This is a genomic window from Stenotrophomonas acidaminiphila (genome assembly GCF_001431595.1).
GTDB lineage: Bacteria > Pseudomonadota > Gammaproteobacteria > Xanthomonadales > Xanthomonadaceae > Stenotrophomonas > Stenotrophomonas acidaminiphila.
Genome location: NZ_LDJO01000085.1, coordinates 13091 through 33035, shown reverse-complemented (window position 1 = coordinate 33035; position 19945 = coordinate 13091). Strand labels below are relative to the sequence as shown.

Genomic DNA, 19945 nt, shown 5'->3' with positions numbered 1-19945 from the left:
AAGGCTGGCCGGTCCAGACTGATACATTTGAGGCCGGAAAGATACCTTGGGTCCCGCTCATCAGCAAGCTGACGCTTATTCATCAATCTCGCGGGCTCGAGTGGCCTCTGCGAGTCAGGTGGCCAGGCAAAAGCTGGCGCGGGAAATTGACGGAATCCGGCATCCGAAGAACAGAAAGTTAACGTTTTGCCTGAGCTTCCGCACGGTCACGCAGATTGAGCTGCGACGGATTAGGTCGGGGGCCAGCTGCGCCACGTGACAGTGCCGGGTTCAAGCGCAGCCGCCAGAGTCCGAGCTCAGTCGGCCAAGCCTGGTCATGCAGCCGTCTTGCGCGCGTCGGCACCTGCCCGGCGGGCATCACCTAAAATCTCGAAGGCTTCCTTGATCACATACAGGCCGATCAGGGCGCCGATCACGAAATCCGGGTACGGGCTGGCCAGCCACCACACCAACAGACCGGCCAGGATCACCCCAACATTGGCGACCACATCGGCCCGCGTGAACAGCCACGTCGCTCGCAGATGCACTTCGCCGGACTTTAGCGGTGCCAGCATGCGCAGCACCGCCATATTGACCGCCAGCGACAGCAGGGCGGTGCCAATCATCCAGCCGCTGACCGGCTCGGCGCCGTACATCACCCGGCGGCCCACCTCAACCAACACGCCCACACCCAGCACAAGCAGCACGCTGCCGCTGACCCAAGCGGCATTGGCCTTGAAGCGCGCCGTGCGCCCGATAGCGACCAGGCCAATGGCATAGGCGGTGGCATCGGACAGCATGTCCAGAGCGTCGGCCAGCAGGCCAGTGGAATGGGCAATCCAGCCGGCGATGCCGCCGATCACGGCCATCGCCGCGTTCAACGCTAGGGCGATCCAGAGGACGCGCCGCTCCTGCGCATTCTTGGCCTCGTGGTGGCAGCCGCAATCACTCATCGGAACATCTCCAGTCGCAGGGAAGCCGGGCCCGGGCGGGTCGCTGGCATGACACAGCAGGTGAGTGTAAAGTCCGTAGCTACTACGGAGTCAAGCGTACTACGAATGAAAATCAGTGAGGCTGCCGACGCCAGTGGGTGCCATTTGGAGACCATCCGCTATTATGAGCGGATCGGCCTGCTGCCGCGCCCGGGGCGCTCGGGCAATGGCTACCGGGTCTATGGCCCGGCCGACATCGAGCGACTGCGCTTCATTGCGCGCGGCCGGGACCTGGGCTTCAGCCTGGAGGAGGTCCGCAGCCTGCTGCAGTTGGCGGGCGATGAAGAGCTTTCGTGCGGGGACGTGGATCGGCTGGCCCGCAGCCATCTGACCGACGTGCGGGCGCGCATGGCCGACCTGCAGCGCATGGCCAGCGAGCTGGAACGGGTGATTGCCAGTTGCCACGGCGGGCAGCGGGCTGAATGCACCATCCTGTCAACGCTGCGGCAGCCGGCCTCGGTGGAGGCCACGCGCCAGTGACCGAACTGGACCGCTACCTCGATGCGGCCACGCGCCAGAACACGGTGCGCAGCTATGCGTCGGCGCTGCGGCACTTTGAAGTCGAGTGGCAAGGCCACCTCCCAGCGACACCGGACAGCGTGGCCCGGTACCTGGCCGCGTATGCGCAGACCCTGGCCACCAGCACCCTTCGCCACAGGCTGGCCGCCATTGCCTCCTGGCACCGCGACCACGGCTTTGTCGACCCGACCCGGTCGCCGCTGGTGCGCAAGGTACTCAAAGGCATCAAGACCCTGCACCCGGGCCAGGTCAAGCAAGCCGCGCCGCTCCAGATTCGGCGGCTGGTCGAGCTCGATGACTGGTTAGCCGCAGCGATCGCGGCGGCACGCGCGCGGGGCGACGGAGCGGCAGCGCTGCGCCACCAACGGGACCGAGCGCTGGTGCTGCTCGGATTCTGGCGTGGCTTTCGTGGCGATGAACTGCTGCGCCTGGACGTGGCCCATCTCACGCTGGTGCCGGGACAGGGGATGACCTGTTTCTTGCCGCGCAGCAAGGGCGATCGCCAGGCCGCCGGCGTTACCTACAAGGTGCCGGCGTTGTCGCGATTGTGCCCGGTGGAGGCGACCCAGGTGTGGCTGCAGGCGGCCGACCTGCAAGAAGGGCCGGTATTTCGGGCGGTCAGCCAATGGGGCCAGGTGAGCGCCGAAGGCCTGCATCCCAACAGCTTGGTGCGCCTGCTGCGCGAGTTGCTGACCAGTGCCGGCTTTGCCGATGCGGGGCTCCACAGCAGTCATTCCCTGCGCCGCGGCTTTGCCAGCTGGGCCAACGAGCAGGGCTGGGACATGAAGGCGCTGATGGAGTACGTGGGCTGGCGCGATGTGCAGTCGGCCATGCGCTACCTGGACGGGCATGACCCGTTCGCACGGGACCGCATTGAAGCAAGCCTGCCAAGTCCAACCGTGCCGGTACCGGCGATGGCGCTGCCGGCGCCCGAGGGCAAATCTGCACTGCAGCTGCGCCTGCGCATGGTACTGACCCCATTTGCCCGCGCGGGTCGCGGCGCGGCTAAGGCCCGGGGCCGGATCGAAGAGATCTGCTTGGCCTCGTTCCAAGCGGTGCGGCTGAACACCGCCAGCAGCGAGTACCGGTTGACGGTTCCCACCGATCCCGATCGGGATCTGGATGAAATCCTGGCCACGTTGCTCGATGACATGCACCGCATGGCCGATACGCACCAGTGTTTCCTGGAAGCGTCTCTCAATACAGACGACGGCCGGCACTGGGATTGATCCCCTCATAACCTCCGGATCCAATGGCTACCCTTCACGAGACCGCCTACCCGCGACTGAAGCCTGATCCCACCGCCAAGGAACTGGAGGAGATCTATACCCCCACCGCCGCTGAGATTGCATTCGCCAAGCAGCTGACCACCCAGCCGGGACCGCAGCTGGCGGTACTGATTCATCTCAAGCTCTTCCAGCGCCTCGGTTACTTCACGGTGTTGGCCGACGTACCCGAGCGGATCCGGAAGCACATCGCCAAGGCCGCCCGACTCGGGCGCGTATTGGACACCGACCAGCTCGAACGTTACGACGCTTCCGGTAGCCAGCGCCGGCATATCCCGCAGCTTCGGCAGTTCATCGGTGTACGTCCCCTGGATAAATCAGGCTTGGCCTGGCTGGACACGGTGGCCACCGGAGCAGCCCAGACCAAGCACACCATCCCGGACATCGTGAACGTCCTGCTCGAAGAGCTGGTGCACCATCGCTACGAACTGCCCGGTTTCCGCACCCTGGAACTGGCCGCCATCGGCGCGCGTGAGCGGGTCAATCTGGGCTACTACCGTAGCATCAGCCACGCGCTGACGCCTACCACGCGCACGCTCATTGACGACTTGCTGCGCGCACCGGAAAACTCCAGGTTCACCGGCTGGCAATCGCTCAAGCGCGAGCCTGGTCGGCCCACCAACAAGGAAGTCCGGTTCTATCTGCAGCACATCCGCATGCTGCAGCAGTTGGCTGAGCAGCTGCCCCCGATCGATGTGCCGGTCCCTAAGCTTAAGCAATTCCGTGCAATGGCCCGGGCCTATGACGCCAGCGAGCTGGCCGAATTGGCTCCGGACAAGCGCTATGCGCTGGCCACCATCTTCATTCGCGCCCAGCATGCCAAGACGCTGGATGACGCAGCCGAGCTATTCATCAAGCAGGTGCGCGGGCTTGAAAACACGGCCCAGCAAAAACTGCTGGCCTACCAGCTCGAACATGCCAAGCGGGCCGACTTCCTGATCGGCCAGCTCAAGGAAATCCTGCAGGCCTATCAGCTCGACGGCAGCGATAGTCAGCGCGTGGATGCCATCGACAACAGTCTAGAAGCGGAAGTGTCGACCTTGCTGGCCGAATGCGAAGAACATATGGCATACGCAGGGAAGAACTATCTGCCTTTCATGCTGCAACCCTACGGCACGGTCAGGCCGCTGCTGTTCAATGGGCTGGAGCTGATGAATCTGCGGTCAATCAGCCACGATGCCGGCATGGAGCCGTTGATCGCAGCGGTGCTGTCGCTGCGCAACCAACGCCGTGAGCTGATCGAGGTCGCATCCCTCGGCCTGGACCCGGAAAAGGACTTCGATTGGATGTCCAAGCTCTGGCGTCAGCATGTGTTTGGCAAGCGTGCCAGTGCTGCCGGCGCCGGCTGGATGCACCGTAAGTACTTCGAGCTGGCCGTGCTGGTGCAGGTCAAAGACGAGCTGAAGTCCGGAGATCTCTTCATTCCCAGCAGCGAACGCTTTGATGACTACCGCGAGCAGCTGGTCGATGAAGCCACCTTGGCCCAGGAACTGGAAGCCTATGGTCAGGTGTCAGGTCTACCCACCGACGCCGCGTCGTACGTGGCTGGGTTGCGCGCACAACTGACCGACTTGGCCGACGAAGTTGACGAGCGCTTCCCCGAGAATGTGCATGCGGACATCTTGGAAGGGCGCCTGGTACTGCGGAAGGGGCAACGCGCTGAGGTCTCAAGTGCCATTGCCACGGTGGATCGCCTCATCGCCGAACGGCTCCCGGAGTCCAGCATCGTCGATGTCCTGATCGACGCCAGCCAATGGCTGGATCTGCACCGTTTTTTCCGCCCGATCGCCGGTACCGAGAGCCAAGTCGAAGATCTGCCCCGACGTGTGATCACCACGCTATTTTGCTATGGCTGCAACCTGGGGCCGACGCAGACGGCGCGGTCGATCAAGGGCTTCAGCCGGCGCCAGGTTGCTTGGCTGAACCTGAAATACGTGACCGAGGATGTGCTTGAGAAGGCCATCGTAGAGGTCATCAATACCTACAATAAATTCGACCTCCCGGGCTATTGGGGCAGCGGGAAAAGCGCCTCAGCAGATGGCACCAAATGGAGCGTCTACGAGGACAACCTGCTGTCGGAGTACCACATCCGCTACGGCGGCTACGGCGGCATCGGCTACTACCATGTGTCCGACAAATACGTGGCGCTGTTCAGCCATTTCATTCCCTGTGGTGTGCACGAGGGCATCTACATCCTCGACGGCCTGCTGGCCAACACTTCCGACATCCAGCCTGAGATCGTCCATGGCGACACGCAGGCCCAAAGCTACCCAGTCTTCGGTTTGGCCCACATGCTGGGCATCCAGCTGATGCCCAGGATACGAAACATCAAGGATCTGACATTCTTCCGGCCCGAACCTGGCAGGACCTATAAGAATATCCAGGCACTGTTCGGAGACAGCATCGACTGGCAACTGATCGCGACGCATCTCCACGACATGCTGCGGGTAGTGATCTCGATCCGATTGGGGAAGATCACCGCGTCCTCGATCCTGCGCCGGCTGGGCACCTACAGCCGGAAGAACAAGCTGTACTTCGCCTTCCGGGAACTTGGCAAGGCCGTCCGAACGCTGTTCTTGCTGCGCTACATCGATGACAACGAGATTCGCAAAACGATCCATGCTGCGACCAACAAGAGCGAGGAATACAACGGCTTCGTGAAGTGGGTCTTCTTTGGCAGCCAAGGGATCATTGCTGAGAACGTCCAACACGAGCAGCGCAAGATCATCAAGTACAGCCAGCTGGTGGCCAACATGATCATCCTCCACAACGTGGAACGCATGAGCCGGACCTTGGCCGTAATGCAGAAGGAGGGGATTGAACTGACGCCCGAGATTCTGGCCGGCCTGTCGCCTTACCGGACCAGCCACATCAATCGCTTCGGCGACTACCACTTGGATCTTGAAAGGGAAGTGGCGCCGCTGAGCTATACAGCGAAAGTCCTTGAACAGGCCCCATAGACGGGGACATCCGCCATCGGGACAAGACAATTATCATTGCGTTTCAATCGCTTAGGTGGCATTTGGCCCTGTACGTAACGATTCCCTGCCGACCCTCGTCATCAGCCGTGGAGGCCGCCCTTCGAAGTCGCGCTGCTAGAGCGCATAAGACTCCGTCATCTACAGCAGCGAGGAAATTGACAAGAACCAAGCGAGAAGTGTGAGCGGAAAGAGTTTGGCGGCACCGAAGAGCGCGCTGAATAAGTACCCGCACATAAATAGGCGTAAGCACTTGAATACGGCCTCGGTAGGCGCACAATGAGCGCTGACTTGTCCTTATGGGGAGTCGACCATGCCTATCACACAAGAAGAAGTCTCAGCGGCGATTGAATCCCTACTAATGAAGGGAAAGCCATCGACTCAGTGTAACGTCCGACATGAACTCGGCGGGCGCGGCTCGAGTCCGAGGCTGAAGCGCATGATCGCTGCTTGGTACGCCGAGTTCGGGCCAGTGTGGTCGAAGCCACCAGCCTCGACGATTAGGGAAGCTGGTGTCGCGCCAGCAACCGGAGAGGCGGAGCCTGAGTGAGAGATCGGCGGGCCCGTTTAGATGTGTAGTTACGCCATAAGAAGTACAGATTTAGATGGCGCAAAAGTACAGATCTAGTTGTCCCGTCACCAAATCCAGCGTAGCCGGCGCAGGAGCGATGCCTTAGTAATTTCGCATAATGTATATTATGTAAAATCCAGACTGCAGTAGTGACCGCGCCGTCCACTCATCCCATCTGATCCAACGCACGGCGCAGTGCGCTCACCTGCGCCGTGTCCGATTGCACCCAGTCGTTCTCCAGGCCGACCAGCGCCGGGTTGTGGTGGCGCATGGCCGACGTACGTGGCGCTTTGGCGGATGCATGCAGTTCGGTGCAGCCGCTCTCGTTAGCCACAGCGAGGATGTTGACTGCATCCAGGCCCGCGCCGGCCATGATCCGGATGCGGTCGCCGGCCCGGGTGACCAGTTGCCGCAGCATTTGCCTGCCGTCCATTGCGCTGGCAGCGCCGCCGGAGCTGAGGATGCGCTGGCAGCCCAGGCCGATGACCTGCTCCATGGCCGCGGGCAGATCGCGGGCGGCGTCGAAGGCACGGTGGAACGTGGTGCCCAGCGGGCCCGCGGCGGCAACGAGTTCCCGGCACAGTGCGGCGTCGATGTCGCCATCGACAGTCAGTGCACCGATCACCACGCCGTCGCAGCCCAGCTGCCGGCAGCTTTCGATGTCGCGCAGCATGATCTCGGCTTCCTGGGCGTCGTAATGGAAATCGCCCGGTCGTGGCCGGATCAGTACGAACAGCGGGATCCGCAGGCGGTCGCGGGCTACGGCGACGCTGCCGCGCGATGGCGTGGTGCCGCCCTGGGCCAGGTTGTCGAACAGTTCGATGCAGTCGGCGCCGCCAGCCTGTGCGGCCAGCGCCGAGGCGACCGAATTGCTCGCGATCTCCAGCAGGCGGCGCCCGCTCATGTCTGCTCGCTGGTGTAGACCGAACGGGAATCCAGCAGCGTGTCCTGCCTGCGCGAATCGCATACCGCGTACACGAAGCCGCGATGCAGGGCGTATGCGCCGACTTCCCCCTTCCTGTCCATGGCAAGGAAGCACACCTGCAGGGTACGGCTGGCTTCGGGGCGCTTGTGCACTACCCGCTCGATGGCTTCGCGGCAGGCGTCGGCCGGCGGGCGTCCCTGGCGCATCAGTTCCACCACCAGGAAGGACGCTGCGTTGCGGATCATTTCCTCGCCCATGCCCGACGCCGTGGCCGCGCCCACTTCGTTGTCGACGTACAGACCGGCACCGATGATGGGGCTGTCGCCGACCCGGCCGTGCATCTTGAAGGCCATGCCACTGGTGGTGCAGGCGCCGGCCATGTGTCCGTTGGCATCGATGGCGAGGATGCCGAGGGTGTCGTGGTTGTCCTTGTCGCCCGGGCGTCCGCGACGCTCGGCGTTGATCTGCGGCGCATAGTGCTCGGTCTTGAGCCATTCGCGCCAGGCCCGTTCCGCGTCCTCGGTCAGCAGCCTGCGCCGCTCGAAGCCCTGCTGCACGGCGAACTGCTGCGCGCCCTCGCCCACCAGCATCACGTGCGGGGTCTGTTCCATCACCCGGCGTGCGACCGATACCGGGTGCAGGATGTCGCTAAGCGCCGCGACCGATCCGCAACGGCCATCGCCTCCCATGATGCTGGCATCCAGGGTAAGCACGCCATCGCGGTCGGGGTTGCCGCAGCGGCCCACGGTCGGGTTGCACAGGTCGCTTTCGGCCCAGCGGGCGCCGGCCTCCACCGCATCCAGGGCGCTGCCGCCGGCCGCCAGTACCTTCCAGGCGGCCTGGTTGGCGCCGACGCCGAAATCCCAGGTCGACACCACGCGCGCGCCATTGGCGGCCATGGGCGATGCCAGCATGCGCGGCGCGGCGCCGGCGGCGGCCAGCAGCGCGCTGGCCTGCAGGAAACTTCTGCGTGTGTTCAATGCCTGTCTCCGGTAGTGGCGGCGTGGCGGCTGGTCTCTGCATGCCAGGCCAGCGCGCCCAGCACGCCGAGTTCGCCGTCGTCGATGCGCCACACCGATACCTGCTGCAGGGCGGACGACAGCGCGCCTTTGGCGAGGAAGCGTTGCTGGAAGCCGCCCTCGTGCAGCCACTGGGCGAGATGGCCGGTGATGCCGCCGGTGAGGTAGACCGAGCGGGCGCCGAAGGTGAGCGCGAGGTCCCCGGTAACGCTGCCCAGCCAGCCGCAGAACGCGCGGATGCTGGCCAGTGCGAGCGGGTCATCGGCAGAACGCGCGGCCTGCACGAGTTCTGCAGGCGTCTGCCAGCGCGGTGCCACGCCTTCGCGCTCGCACAGGCAGGCGTAGAGCGTCATCAGCCCGGGGCCGGACAGGATGCGCTCGCTGTCCACATGCCCATGGCGCTGCAGCAGCATGCGCAGCACGTCCAGCTCCAGCGCATTGCCGGCACTCAGTGCGGCGTGCCCTCCTTCGCTGGCCAGCACGGGCGGCTGGCTGTTCTCAAGGCGCAGTGCCACGCCCAGGCCGGTGCCGGGGCCGAGCACCAGTGCCGGGCCGGCGGCGTGATGGCCAGGGATGGCGGACAACGGGTGCAGCGCCGTGCGCGCGACGTGCGGAATGGCCTGGGCCACGGCCACGAAGTCGTTGATCAGTTCCAGTTCGCCAATCCCCGACTCACGACGGGTCGCGTCCAGCGAAACCGGCCACGCCAGGTTGGTGTTGAGCAGGCGGTCGCCATCCAGCAACCCGGCGATGGCCACCACTGCGCCGCCGAGCGGCGGCAGTACCGGATTGGAGCGCAGGCCGGCGGCATAGTCGTGCAGGATCGCCGCCAGGCTCGGGTGCTCGGCACACGCATAGCGTCGGAAATCGTTGATCTTGATCGGCTCGCCCGGTCGCAGGATGGCCCAGCCCAGCCGGGCGTAGGTTCCGCCGACGTCGGCGCCGATGATGGTCGTTGCCGGTACCGGCTCGCTCACTCTACCCTGCTCTACCGGCATGTCTTGTTTCGATCGTTACGTGGGGAAAGCGGATCATGCGTTGGAAAGCCGGTTCACGCCAAGGGGCGCAACAGTCGCCAGGTGGTCCAGCCCAATGCGGTCATCGACAGCGAGCCGGCCAGGTGCAGGCCCATCGTCGCCAGCGCCCAGCCCAGTTGCTGGCGCAGGAACAGCTGCACCACCTCGGCGGAGAAGGTGGAAAAAGTGGTCAGACCGCCGAGCAGGCCGGTCACCACGAACAGGCGCCACTGTGGCGCGATGTCCGGGCGTACCGCGAACCACGCCAGCGCCAGGCCGATGGCGTAGCCACCGAGCAGATTGGCGGCCAGCGTGCCCAGAGGAACGTTGGAATGAAGCGGGTTGAGCCACACGCTCAGGCCATACCGCAGCCATGCCCCGATGGCCGCTCCGACGCCTATCGCCACAAAGGAAAGCCACATCGGCTGCTATCTCCTGCTGCTGTCATGGAATGCCGCGGAAGGTTGACGGGCGCGGCACGAGGCGTCGCTCAGTCCTTTGTCGAGTCGCCGCCCCTGGCCTGTTCGCGCGCCGCGCGCAGGCGGTCGAGTTTTTCCTTGAGCTTGATTTCCAGCCCGCGCTCGACCGGCCGGTAGTACACGCGCTCGCCCATCTCGTCGGGGAACGCGGTCTGGTCCAGGGCGATGCCGCCTGCGACGTCGTGGTCGTACTGGTAGCCCTTGCCGTAGCCGAGGTTCTTCATCAGCCGCGTCGGCGCATTGCGCAGGTGCAGCGGAACCGGCAGCGAACCCAGTTCGCCAACGTCGGCACGGGCGGCGTTCAGCGCCGCATAGGCGGCGTTGGACTTGGCGGTACTGGCCAGATAGACGACCAGGTTGGACAGCGCGATGTCGCCCTCCGGCGCACCGATGCGGTCATAGGCGTTCCAGACGTTGATCGCCATTTCCAGGGCGCGCGGGTCGGCCAGCCCGACGTCCTCCACCGCCATGATGGTCAGGCGCCGCAGCAGGTAGGACGGGTCGCAGCCGCCGTCGAGCATGCGCGCCAGCCAGTAGATCGCGCCGTCGGGGTTGGAGCTGCGCACCGATTTGTGCAGCGCCGAGATCTGGTCGTAGAACTGCTCGCCGCCCTTGTCGAAGCGACGGGTACGGTCGGCCAGCACCTGCAGCAGGGTTTCGGGCGTGATCTGCCCGCCCTCGCCCGCCGCCAGCTCCGCGGCGATCTCCAGCAGGGTCAGGGCGCGGCGCACGTCGCCGTCGGCGGCGCGCGCGATCTCCAGCAGCGAATCGCCGGAAACGCGGATGTCCTCGCCACCGAGCCCACGCTCGCCATCGTCCAGGGCGCGCTGCAGGGCTTCGGCCACGTCCTCGGGCGACACCGCCTCGAGCACGTGCACCCGGCAGCGCGACAGCAAGGCGGAGTTGAGCTCGAAGGACGGGTTCTCGGTGGTGGCACCGACGAAGATGATCGTGCCGCGTTCGATATGCGGCAGGAAGGCGTCCTGCTGCGACTTGTTGAAGCGGTGCACCTCGTCGACGAACAGCACCGTGCGCCGGCCTTCGGCAAACCGCTGCGCCGCCTCTGCCAGCACCTGACGCACTTCGGGCAGGCCGGACAGTACGGCCGAGATCGCGCGGAACTCGGCATCGGCATAGCGTGCCAGCAGTAGCGCCAGGGTGGTCTTGCCGCACCCCGGCGGCCCCCACAGCACCATGGAATGCACGCGGCCGGACTCGATCGCGCGGCGCAGTGCTGTATTGGGCGCCAGCAGGCGCTTCTGCCCGACCATCTCGTCGAGCGTGCGCGGGCGCATGCGTTCGGCGAGCGGGCGCATGCCCTCCCGGTCCGCGCTCAACAGGTCGGCAGGAGGGTCGGAGAACGTGTTTCTGGATCTGGCCACGCCGGCATTCTAGCGTGGCCGTCCGCGCCGGCGACGGTCATCGCACGGCGGCAGCCGTGGCTGGCCTTCTTCGCTCAGCGCTCGCCGATGACGTCCACGTTCCTGGCCGGGGTGAAGCGGAAGGTGCCGGCGGCGAAGCCCGGGTTCTTCTTCCAGCCGCTGAAGTCGATCACGGTACGCTGCCCCACCGCATCGACCACTTCCATGCGGCTCAGTCCGCCCTGGCCGAAGCCGAGCGCGGCGTACTGGAAGCTGGCATCGGTTTCGCGCTTGGGGCTCAGCGACAGCCACTGCAGGCCATCGCGCGGGGCCGCTTCCTCGCTGACGTCGTACTGGCGCTCCAGCTGCGCCGGGTTGATCAGCGCGGTCAACGGGCTGTTCTGCTCCTCCTCGCCCTGGCTGCGCACGGTGGCCTGCTCCAGGTCGGGTTCGTAGACCCACACCTTGCTGCCGTCGGCGACGATCAGCTGCGGATGCGGGCGGGTGTACTCCCAGCGGAACAGCCGCGGCGCCGACAGCGCGACGCGGCCGCTGGACGACTCCTTGAGCTTGCCGCGGGCATCGAACACCTGCTGGCTGAACTGCCCGTCCAGGCCGCGCAGGCCGTTGGTGAAGGACTTCAGGTCGTCGCGTGCGCCGGCATGGGCGTCGGCGGCGAAACCGGCGGCAGCCAGGGCGACGGCGATCAACGTGGGACGCAGGAAGACGTTCATGGCGGTTGTCATCGATGGACGGGGAATGGGCAGAGTCTGCCCGGAATAAACTGAATGGGCGGCAATCGCGATCGAATGCCGCCCCGGCATTCACTTGGGCGGCGGCGGTGCCAGCACGCTGCGGTCGCCGTTGTGCTCCGGCGCGCTGACCACGCCGGCCGCTTCCATCGCCTCGATCAGGCGCGCGGCGCGGTTGTAGCCGATCTTCAGGCGCCGCTGCACGCCGGAGATCGAGGCGCGCCGGGTCTCGGTGACGATGCGCAGCGCCTCGTCGTAGAGCGGGTCGGATTCGTCACCGCCGCCGCTGGATTCCGGCAGGCCGGTGGCGCCGACCACCACCCCGTCGCCCATGGTCTGGACCTCGTCCAGCACGCCCTCGATGTAATCGGCAGGGCCGCTGGCCTTGAGGTGCTCGACCACCCGGTGCACTTCCTCGTCGGAGACGAACGCGCCGTGCACGCGGTCCGGCATCGCCGTGCCCGGCGGCAGGTACAGCATGTCGCCGTTGCCCAGCAGCGCCTCGGCGCCGGACTGGTCGAGGATGGTGCGCGAGTCGATCTTGGAGCTGACCTGGAACGCGATGCGGGTCGGGATGTTGGCCTTGATCAGGCCGGTGATCACGTCCACCGACGGACGCTGGGTGGCCAGGATCAGATGGATGCCGGCGGCGCGCGCCTTCTGCGCCAGGCGCGCGATCAGTTCCTCGACCTTCTTGCCGACGATCATCATCATGTCGGCGAATTCGTCGATGAAGATGACGATGAACGGCAGCGGCTCGAGCTGGCGCGGCGCCTCGCCCATTTCCGGGTTGGGCTTGAACAGCGGGTCCATCAGCGGCTGGCCGGCGTCGATGGCGTCCTTGATCTTCTTGTTGAAGCCGGCCAGGTTGCGCACGCCCACCGCGCTCATCAGCTTGTAGCGGCGCTCCATTTCAGCCACGCACCAGCGCAGGCCGTTGGCGGCCTCCTTCATGTCGGTGACCACCGGCGCGAGCAGGTGCGGGATGCCCTGGTAGACGCTGAGTTCCAGCATCTTCGGGTCGATCATGAGCATGCGCAGGTCTTTCGGGCTGGCCTTGTACAGCAGGCTCAGCACCATGGCGTTGACCGCCACCGACTTGCCCGAGCCGGTGGTGCCGGCCACCAGCAGGTGCGGCATGCGCGCCAGGTCGGCCACGGTCGGGCGGCCGGCGATGTCCTTGCCCAGCGCCAGGGTCAGCACGCTGGCCGACTTGTCGTATTCCTTCGAGCGCAGCAGCTCGGACAGGAAGATCATCTCGCGGGTGACGTTGGGGATCTCCAGGCCGATCACCGACTTGCCCGGGATCACGTCGACCACGCGCACCGATTTCACCGACAGGCCGCGGGCGATGTCCTTGTCCAGCGAGCTGATCTGGCTGACCTTGATGCCCGGCGCCGGCTCGATCTCGAAACGGGTGATGACCGGGCCCGGATAGGCGCCGACCACCAGCGCATCGATGCGGAAATCCTTGAGCTTGAACTCGATCTGCCGCGACAGCGTTTCCAGGGTCTGCTCGTCGTAGCCCTTGGGTTGCGGCTTGGGGTCGTCCAGCAGGGCCAGCGGCGGCACGTCCGAACCGTCGCCGTTGACGCCCTGGAACATCGGGATCTGGGTCTCGCGCTTGGCGCGTTCGCTCTTTTCGATCACCGGCACCGGGCGCGGCTCGATCTTCACCGGCTCGCGCCTGGCGCGCACCTCGGCATCGACCTTGCGCACTTCCTCGCGCTCCTCGCGCAGCGCACGGGTCTGCTGCCAGGCGCTGGCCTGTTCCTTCTTGCGGTCCAGCAGCGGGCCCAGCGCCAGCACCCACTTGCCGATCTTCTCCATCACCCAGAACCACGACAGCCCCGTGGCCAGGGTGATCGAGGTGAGCAGCAGCACCAGCAGGAACAGGTTGCTGCCGACCGGGCCGAAGCCGCTCTGCAGCGATTTGCCCACCAGCACGCCAAGGCCGCCGCCGGCGCGGGCGACATCGCCCGGCGGCAGGCGCAGGTACAGGAAACCGGTGGCGCCGATCAGGAAGCCGACGATGCCGACCAGGCGCAACGCCGGGCCGAGGTCGTCGTTGCCGCGGTTCTCGCGGTTGAGCCCGAACATGGCGATCCAGGCGACCGCCGCCAGCATCAGCGGGATGAGATAGGCGACGTAGCCGAACAGCTGGCGCAGTACGTCGGCGATCCACGCCCCCACCCGGCCGCCCATGTTGTGGATCGGGGCGACCACCGAGCCGGCCTGCGACCAGCCCGGGTCGGTGGGCGAATAGGTGAACAGGCTGGCCAGCAGGTACAGCAGTGCCGGCGCGATCGCGATCAGCGCCAGATCGCGCCACAGCTTGTTGCGGCGTGGATTGTCCGCGGCGGCCGCCTGCTTGCGCGCGTTGCCGCTCGGGCCAGTGCCCTTGTCACGTTCCGGGACCTGTTTCGCCACCTTGGACCAGACCTTAGAAATGCATGGTTAGTGATTGATATTAAACGACAGGCGGCGCCGTTTCATCCGCCTGTTCCGGCGGGCGACGGGACGGGGGGCGCAAGGACATCGGAGCGCGTGCGGAGCACCGGGAACGGGCTGCGGGCGGCGACGGGAGCGACCGGGCGGGCCGCGCAGTTCCATCCCTGCGCCTTGATTCACCGGAGCCCGGTCTCCACTCTATTACCAGCCCGGACGGTCGCCATGTACCGCGATCGCGCCGCCAATCCCGACTTCCCGCGAGTATACATGAGCACTTCCAGCGCCCCGTCCCTGCCCACCCGCCACCAGAAGCTCGTCATCCTGGGCTCCGGCCCCGCCGGCTGGACCGCCGCGGTCTATGCCGCGCGCGCCAACCTCAAGCCGGTGGTGATCACCGGCCTGCAGCAGGGTGGGCAGCTGATGACCACCACCGAAGTGGACAACTGGCCGGGCGACGCCCACGGCCTGATGGGGCCGGACCTGATGGCGCGCATGCAGGCCCACGCCGAGCGCTTCGACACCGAGGTGGTGTTCGACCACATCCATACCGCCGACCTGTCGCAGCGGCCGTTCACGCTCACCGGCGACAGTGCCCGGTACACCTGCGATGCGCTGATCATCGCCACCGGCGCCACCGCCAAGTACCTGGGCATCCCGTCCGAGGACGCGTTCAAGGGCCGCGGCGTGTCGGCCTGCGCCACCTGCGACGGCTTCTTCTACAAGGACCAGGACGTGGTCGTGGTCGGTGGCGGCAACACCGCCGTGGAAGAGGCGCTGTACCTGTCCAACATCGCCCGCAAGGTCTACCTGGTGCATCGCCGCGACACGCTCAAGGCGGAAAAGATCATGCAGGACAAGCTGTTCGCCAAGGTCGCCGCCGGCAAGATCGAAACCGTGTGGCACCACCAGGTCGACGAAGTGCTGGGCAACGAGATGGGCGTGACCGGCGTACGGGTGAAGTCCACCCAGGACGGCAGCACCCGCGACATCGCCGCGCACGGCTTCTTCGTCGCAATCGGCCACCAGCCCAACACCGACCTGTTCAAGGGCCAGCTGGCCATGAACAACGGCTACCTGGAAATCCGCTCGGGCCTGGGCGGCAACGCCACCCAGACCTCGGTGGAGGGCGTGTTCGCGGCCGGCGACGTCGCCGACCAGCATTACCGCCAGGCCATCACTTCGGCCGGCTTCGGCTGCATGGCCGCACTCGACGCCGAGCGCTTCCTCGACGCCCAGGGCAACTGAGCCCGGCCGTTCCGGCAGCCGGGCATGGACAAGGTGCTCGCCAAGCAACTGCTGTTCCACGGCAGCTGGCTGGTGCTCCCCGCCATCGCCTGGCTGCTGTGGCGCTGGCGCCGCGAGCGCCGGTACCGCCCCGTGCTCGGGGTCCTGCTGCTCGGCTGCGGCCTGTTCGCGTGGGCGCGGTTCATCGAGCCGCAGTGGATCCGGGTGGCCCATACCGAGCTGCCCGGCACCGGCATGCAGGTCCGCATCGCCCTGGTCAGCGACATCCACCTGGGGGTCTACAAGGACCGCCGCTTCCTCCAGCGGCTGGTGGCGCGGCTCGATACGTTGCCGGTGGATGCGGTGGTCATCGCCGGCGACCTGACCTATGAACCGCAGCGGCTGGTGCTGTCCGAGGCGTTCTCGCCGCTGTCGGCGCTGCGGGTGCCGGTCTACGCCGTGCTCGGCAACCATGACCAGCAGGCGCCGGGCCCGGACATCGATGCCGCCCTGCGCACTGCATTGCGCGCCAATGGCGTGCGCATCATCGAAGGCATGCGCTTCACCGATGCCGACGGCATCCGCTGGGCCGGCCTGGGCGACCGCTGGGCGGGCAAGGACGACCCGCGCTTCCTGCGCGAGGTACCCGGGCACCTGCCGGCGATCGTCGTCGCGCACAATCCCGACAGTGCCATGGACCTGCTGCCGGGCGATGCGGCCATCGTCCTGGCCGGCCACACCCATGGCGGGCAGATCCGCATCCCGTGGCTGTACCGCAAGGTCATCCCGAGCGCCCACGGGTTCGACCGCGGCGAACAGGTGGCGCCGGCGGCTGCCGGCCCGGTGCGTGTGTTCACCACCCACGGCGTGGGCGAAGTCGGCCTGCCGCTGCGCCTGTTCAACCCGCCCACCATCGACGTGCTGCAGCTGCGGCCATGACCCTGCCCCCGCGACTGCGCGTACTCCCGTCCCTGGCACAGGTGGAAGCGGCGCAATGGGATGCCCTGCACGACCGGCGCAATCCCTTCGTCAGCCATGCCTTCCTTGCCGGGCTGGAGCAGCACGGCTGCCTGCGCCCGGAGTGGGGCTGGCAACCCCGGCACCTCACCCTGTGGCACGACGATGCGCTGGTGGCGGCGGTGCCGGGCTACCTGAAGGAGAACTCGCATGGCGAGTTCGTGTTCGACCATGCCTGGGCCAATGCCTACGCGCGGCACGGGCTGGATTATTTCCCGAAGTGGCTGGGCGCGGTTCCCTATTCGCCGGTCACCGGCCCGCGCCTGCTGGCCGGCGACGACACGCGGCGCCGGCAGCTGCTGCAGGCCATCGCCGGCCACGTACAGGAGACCGGGCTGTCCTCGGCCCATGTCAATTTCCATTCCGGCCCCGAGGATGCGCTGTTCGACGCGGAGTGGCTGCGGCGCGTGGACGTGCAGTTCCAGTGGCAGCGCCGGCCGGGCTGGCGGAGTTTCGATGATTTCCTCGGTGCGATGGACCACAAGCGCCGCAAGAACATCCGCCAGGAGCGCGCCCGGGTGGCGCGCAGCGGCATCGATTTCCGCGTGGTCCATGGCGACGAGGCGACGGCCGGCGACCTGGAGGCGATGCACGGCTTCTACCTGCAGACCTTCGCCGAGTATGGCAACGCACCGGCGTTGACCCTGCCATTCCTGCGGCACCTGGCCAGCACCATGCCACGCCAGCTGGTGCTTTTCCTCGCCCTCCAGGACCAACGACCGATCGCCGGTGCGCTGTGCCTGCGCGGCGGCGACACGCTGTTCGGCCGCTACTGGGGAGGCGCCGCCCTGCCCGGCCTGCACTTCGAGACCTGCTATTACCAGGGCATCGAGTACTGCCTGCGCGAAGGGCTGCAGCGCTTCGAGCCGGGTGCGCAGGGCGAACACAAGCTGGCGCGCGGGTTCCTGCCGGTACCGGTGCGCAGCCGGCACTGGATCGCCGACCCGCAGTTCCGCCAGGCGCTGCGCGGGTGGTGCGCACGCGAGGAGCGTGATGTCGCGCGCTACATGCAGGCGCTGCGGCAGCATTCCCCGTTCCGCGAAGGCGACGAGGACGGCACTTGAGCCGGGCGGCGCATCCGACTGTGCGACCCGCGCCGCCGGACGCGGCAATCCCGCAGGCGTAACGGGCGCTTGCCGGGCCGCCGCTGGCGACAACCTGTCGGTGTACGCGTCGCAGGCGCACGGGCACTGCATGCCGTTGCGTTGGCGGCTACGGCACTACCGGCGACCTGCGACCGGCATCCGCAGCGCATGGTGCCAACGCCTCGAGCCGCGCATCCAAGCACGTACTCGTGCGCAACGGCCATGACATTACCTGTGCCGATGTGCGCGGCGACGGACTTGGCCATCGGCTTGCGCCCGGCCAAGCCGGATGGCCGTCAGACGCCGTGAAGCGGGACGCGCCGGCAAGCGCGTCCCGCATCGTCGTGGCGGACGTTGCTCAGCCCGCGATTTCCAGCGGCACCGGCGGGAAGTCCACTGCCGTCCCGGCGAGGTGGTTGGTGTAGTTGGTCAGCGTATTGAGCGCGACCAGCGCCACCACTTCCAGCGCGACGGCGTCATCGAAACCGGCGCGCCGGAACGCCGCCAGTTCGTCGTCGCTGACGACGCCCCGTTGTTCGGTCAGGCGCCGTGCGAATGCTGCCAGCGCGGTGTCGTGCGGATCGGCGCCGGTACCGGTGCGCGCCGCATGGATGTCCGCTTCGGACAGGCCGGCGCCCTTGCCGATGAGCGTATGCGCGGCCAGGCAATAGCCGCAGCGGTTGGCCTGCCCGACCGAGAGCGCGACGATCTCGCGTTGGCCGGCGCTCAGGCGACCGCCCGCCAAGGCGTCCGACAGGGCGAGGTAACCGTCGAGCGCCGCCGGCGAGCGGGCAAACGTGCGGAACAGATTGGGCACCACACCGAGCTTGGCCTTGACCGAAGCGAGGGTGGCGGCGACAGCGGGATCGGCCGAGGCCGGGTCGAGCGGAGCGATGCGGGGGGATGCGGCAGTCATGGCGGGCTCCTTGGAAGCCGTGATGGGGAGCCGTTACTGTGCCTACCGGGTTGATACTACTGGTATCATTTAGTCCACTAAAATACACAGATCGTCTCGACATGCACGACCGACTCAGCGCACTGCTCGACTGCTTCCGCCTGCGCGCCCGGGTCTTCCATACCGGAAGCCTGTGCGACACCGCCGACTTCGACGCCCATGACGGCGTCGGCCACCTTCACGTGCTGCGCGGCGGCACGCTGCGGATCGGCGACGCCGTGGCCGGCGAGACCACGATCGACGAGCCCAGCCTGATCTTCTATCCGCGACCGGCTCCGCACTGGATCCGCGGCGAAGGCACGCAGGGCGCGGACCTGGTGTGCTCGTCCATCGAGCTGGGGGCCGATGCCGGCAACCCGCTGACCCACAGCCTGCCCGCGCGGCTGGTACTGCCACTGCGCGACAACACGCTGCTGCGCGGCACCCTCGAACTGCTGTTCGAGGAGGCTTTCGCCGGGCACTGCGGACGGCAGGCGGCACTGGACCGGCTCAGTGAACTGATGATTCTGCAGTTGCTGCGCCATTGCATGACTGCTGGCGTGGTCGCACAAGGCGTGCTCGCCGGTCTCGCCGATCCGCGCCTGGCGAAAGCACTGAACGCCATGCACGGCGCTCCGGGCGATGCCTGGACCCTGGACGGCCTGGCGCGGGTCAGCGGCATGTCGCGCGCGCGCTTCGCGGCGCACTTCCACCATGTCGTCGGGACCCCGCCCGGCGACTATCTCGCCGACTGGCGCATCAGCGTCGCCAAGACGCTGCTCAAGCGTGGGCAACCGCTGAAGAACGTGGCGCTGGACGTCGGCTATGCGAGTGCATCTGCATTCGCACGCGCCTTCGCGGCACGGCATGCGGGCACCTCGCCCACGGCCTGGTTGTCCGCATCGGGCGCATCGCCCTCGCACTGAGCACGGACGCCGGACCTGATGCTGGACCGGGGGCCGGCGGATCCCTGGATGCGGCCCGGCTGGCAGGGGCCATGCCGCGAGAAGCCTGCTCCATTACGGCACATGGCCGGCCTTCGCGTCGCGCAGGGAACCCGCGGCGCGTATCCACTCCGCCCGAGGGACTCGCGCTGTTCGATGATGCGCGGGCATCGATGAAACGCAGGCCGGAATCAGCACGCCGGAGCCGGCAGATACAGGCACGCCCGGTCCCGTGACACCCGATAGCCCGCGTAGCCCATGCCCAGGCGTGCGCCGGGCCAATCGGCTCCCGGCTCGGGACGACGTGTCCGTGACCGTCTGCCTGCGCCAACCCGTTCAATCAGGGCATCGGCATTCCACGGCACGCCGGAAAGCCATTTATGATGCCGTTCCGCATCTGCGCGACTGCGTGC

Annotated in this window: 17 protein-coding genes; 8 read left to right on the top strand and 9 right to left on the bottom strand. The window is 66.7% G+C overall.

Annotated features, from left to right (window positions below; all coding sequences use genetic code 11):
* Window positions 1-314 precede the first annotated feature (314 nt).
* Window positions 315-932, bottom strand: a complete 618-nt coding sequence (locus ABB33_RS17335) for a cation efflux transmembrane domain-containing protein (protein WP_014159605.1) — start codon at window positions 930-932, stop codon at window positions 315-317.
* Between the two features lie 105 nt (window positions 933-1037).
* Between ABB33_RS17335 and ABB33_RS17330 the strand changes: the two genes are divergently transcribed.
* From ABB33_RS17330 to ABB33_RS19320, 4 genes are all read left to right on the top strand, one after another.
* Complete coding sequence (locus ABB33_RS17330) at window positions 1038-1451, top strand: MerR family transcriptional regulator (RefSeq protein ID WP_014159616.1); 414 nt, start codon at window positions 1038-1040, stop codon at window positions 1449-1451.
* On the top strand, window positions 1448-2719 hold the full coding sequence (locus ABB33_RS17325) for a site-specific integrase (protein WP_065427865.1): 1272 nt from the start codon (window positions 1448-1450) through the stop codon (window positions 2717-2719). The genes ABB33_RS17330 and ABB33_RS17325 overlap by 4 nt, the downstream gene beginning before the upstream one ends.
* Window positions 2720-2742: 23 nt before the next feature.
* The gene (locus ABB33_RS17320) at window positions 2743-5736 is read left to right on the top strand and encodes a Tn3 family transposase (RefSeq protein ID WP_056932925.1); all 2994 of its coding nucleotides are present in this window, start codon (window positions 2743-2745) and stop codon (window positions 5734-5736) included.
* A gap of 331 nt (window positions 5737-6067) precedes the next feature.
* Window positions 6068-6304: a DNA-binding protein gene (locus ABB33_RS19320; RefSeq protein ID WP_082595158.1), complete on the top strand. Its 237-nt coding sequence runs from the start codon at window positions 6068-6070 to the stop codon at window positions 6302-6304.
* Window positions 6305-6491: 187 nt separating this feature from the next.
* Here ABB33_RS19320 and ABB33_RS17315 read toward each other — a convergent pair whose 3' ends face one another.
* The 7 genes from ABB33_RS17315 to ABB33_RS17285 all read right to left on the bottom strand — a co-directional run bounded on the left by ABB33_RS17315 (window position 6492) and on the right by ABB33_RS17285 (window position 14307).
* A complete protein-coding gene (locus tag ABB33_RS17315; protein ID WP_056932924.1) occupies window positions 6492-7229 on the bottom strand; it encodes a copper homeostasis protein CutC in 738 nt (245 codons plus the stop codon).
* Complete coding sequence (locus ABB33_RS17310) at window positions 7226-8230, bottom strand: glycosylasparaginase (RefSeq protein WP_056932923.1); 1005 nt, start codon at window positions 8228-8230, stop codon at window positions 7226-7228. The genes ABB33_RS17315 and ABB33_RS17310 overlap by 4 nt, the downstream gene beginning before the upstream one ends.
* On the bottom strand, window positions 8227-9267 hold the full coding sequence (locus ABB33_RS17305; RefSeq protein WP_054665675.1) for a glucokinase: 1041 nt from the start codon (window positions 9265-9267) through the stop codon (window positions 8227-8229). The genes ABB33_RS17310 and ABB33_RS17305 overlap by 4 nt, the downstream gene beginning before the upstream one ends.
* Window positions 9268-9320: 53 nt before the next feature.
* Window positions 9321-9707 (bottom strand): fluoride efflux transporter CrcB, encoded by a 387-nt coding sequence (crcB, locus tag ABB33_RS17300; protein ID WP_054665678.1) that lies wholly within the window; start codon window positions 9705-9707, stop codon window positions 9321-9323.
* Between the two features lie 68 nt (window positions 9708-9775).
* Entirely contained in the window at window positions 9776-11080 is a 1305-nt protein-coding gene (locus tag ABB33_RS17295; protein ID WP_267913898.1) for a replication-associated recombination protein A, read from the bottom strand.
* A gap of 140 nt (window positions 11081-11220) precedes the next feature.
* Complete coding sequence (lolA, locus tag ABB33_RS17290) at window positions 11221-11859, bottom strand: outer membrane lipoprotein periplasmic chaperone LolA (RefSeq protein WP_054665683.1); 639 nt, start codon at window positions 11857-11859, stop codon at window positions 11221-11223.
* Between the two features lie 90 nt (window positions 11860-11949).
* Window positions 11950-14307 (bottom strand): DNA translocase FtsK, encoded by a 2358-nt coding sequence (locus tag ABB33_RS17285; protein WP_056932921.1) that lies wholly within the window; start codon window positions 14305-14307, stop codon window positions 11950-11952.
* Window positions 14308-14595: 288 nt separating this feature from the next.
* Here ABB33_RS17285 and trxB point away from each other — a divergent pair, with 288 nt between their 5' ends.
* Genes trxB through ABB33_RS17270 form a run of 3 tightly spaced genes read left to right on the top strand, consistent with a single transcriptional unit; the run spans window position 14596 to window position 17633 of the window.
* Complete coding sequence (gene trxB / locus ABB33_RS17280) at window positions 14596-15573, top strand: thioredoxin-disulfide reductase (protein ID WP_056932920.1); 978 nt, start codon at window positions 14596-14598, stop codon at window positions 15571-15573.
* A 24-nt stretch (window positions 15574-15597) separates the two neighbouring features.
* A complete protein-coding gene (locus ABB33_RS17275; RefSeq protein ID WP_056932919.1) occupies window positions 15598-16491 on the top strand; it encodes a metallophosphoesterase in 894 nt (297 codons plus the stop codon).
* Window positions 16488-17633: a GNAT family N-acetyltransferase gene (locus ABB33_RS17270; protein ID WP_056932918.1), complete on the top strand. Its 1146-nt coding sequence runs from the start codon at window positions 16488-16490 to the stop codon at window positions 17631-17633. Before ABB33_RS17275 ends, ABB33_RS17270 begins: the two co-directional genes overlap by 4 nt.
* 379 nt (window positions 17634-18012) lie before the next feature.
* Here the strand turns inward: ABB33_RS17270 and ABB33_RS17265 are convergent, their stop codons facing one another.
* The gene (locus ABB33_RS17265) at window positions 18013-18570 is read right to left on the bottom strand and encodes a carboxymuconolactone decarboxylase family protein (RefSeq protein WP_054665694.1); all 558 of its coding nucleotides are present in this window, start codon (window positions 18568-18570) and stop codon (window positions 18013-18015) included.
* A 101-nt stretch (window positions 18571-18671) separates the two neighbouring features.
* Here ABB33_RS17265 and ABB33_RS17260 point away from each other — a divergent pair, with 101 nt between their 5' ends.
* Window positions 18672-19514 carry an AraC family transcriptional regulator gene (locus ABB33_RS17260; RefSeq protein WP_056932917.1) on the top strand — a complete coding sequence of 281 codons (843 nt, stop codon included), beginning with the start codon at window positions 18672-18674 and terminating at the stop codon, window positions 19512-19514.
* Window positions 19515-19945: the final 431 nt, after the last annotated feature.

What these genes read in the sequence shown, in the direction of transcription:
- ABB33_RS17335 (WP_014159605.1), bottom strand. Translation starts at nt 932, where the DNA reads ATGAGTGATTGCGGCTGCCACCACGAGGCCAAGAATGCGCAGGAGCGG.
- ABB33_RS17330 (WP_014159616.1), top strand. Translation starts at nt 1,038, where the DNA reads ATGAAAATCAGTGAGGCTGCCGACGCCAGTGGGTGCCATTTGGAGACC.
- ABB33_RS17320 (WP_056932925.1), top strand. Translation starts at nt 2,743, where the DNA reads ATGGCTACCCTTCACGAGACCGCCTACCCGCGACTGAAGCCTGATCCC.
- ABB33_RS19320 (WP_082595158.1), top strand. Translation starts at nt 6,068, where the DNA reads ATGCCTATCACACAAGAAGAAGTCTCAGCGGCGATTGAATCCCTACTA.
- ABB33_RS17315 (WP_056932924.1), bottom strand. Translation starts at nt 7,229, where the DNA reads ATGAGCGGGCGCCGCCTGCTGGAGATCGCGAGCAATTCGGTCGCCTCG.
- ABB33_RS17305 (WP_054665675.1), bottom strand. Translation starts at nt 9,267, where the DNA reads ATGCCGGTAGAGCAGGGTAGAGTGAGCGAGCCGGTACCGGCAACGACC.
- crcB (WP_054665678.1), bottom strand. Translation starts at nt 9,707, where the DNA reads ATGTGGCTTTCCTTTGTGGCGATAGGCGTCGGAGCGGCCATCGGGGCA.
- ABB33_RS17295 (WP_267913898.1), bottom strand. Translation starts at nt 11,080, where the DNA reads ATGCGCCCGCTCGCCGAACGCATGCGCCCGCGCACGCTCGACGAGATG.
- lolA (WP_054665683.1), bottom strand. Translation starts at nt 11,859, where the DNA reads ATGAACGTCTTCCTGCGTCCCACGTTGATCGCCGTCGCCCTGGCTGCC.
- trxB (WP_056932920.1), top strand. Translation starts at nt 14,596, where the DNA reads ATGAGCACTTCCAGCGCCCCGTCCCTGCCCACCCGCCACCAGAAGCTC.
- ABB33_RS17275 (WP_056932919.1), top strand. Translation starts at nt 15,598, where the DNA reads ATGGACAAGGTGCTCGCCAAGCAACTGCTGTTCCACGGCAGCTGGCTG.
- ABB33_RS17270 (WP_056932918.1), top strand. Translation starts at nt 16,488, where the DNA reads ATGACCCTGCCCCCGCGACTGCGCGTACTCCCGTCCCTGGCACAGGTG.
- ABB33_RS17265 (WP_054665694.1), bottom strand. Translation starts at nt 18,570, where the DNA reads ATGACTGCCGCATCCCCCCGCATCGCTCCGCTCGACCCGGCCTCGGCC.
- ABB33_RS17260 (WP_056932917.1), top strand. Translation starts at nt 18,672, where the DNA reads ATGCACGACCGACTCAGCGCACTGCTCGACTGCTTCCGCCTGCGCGCC.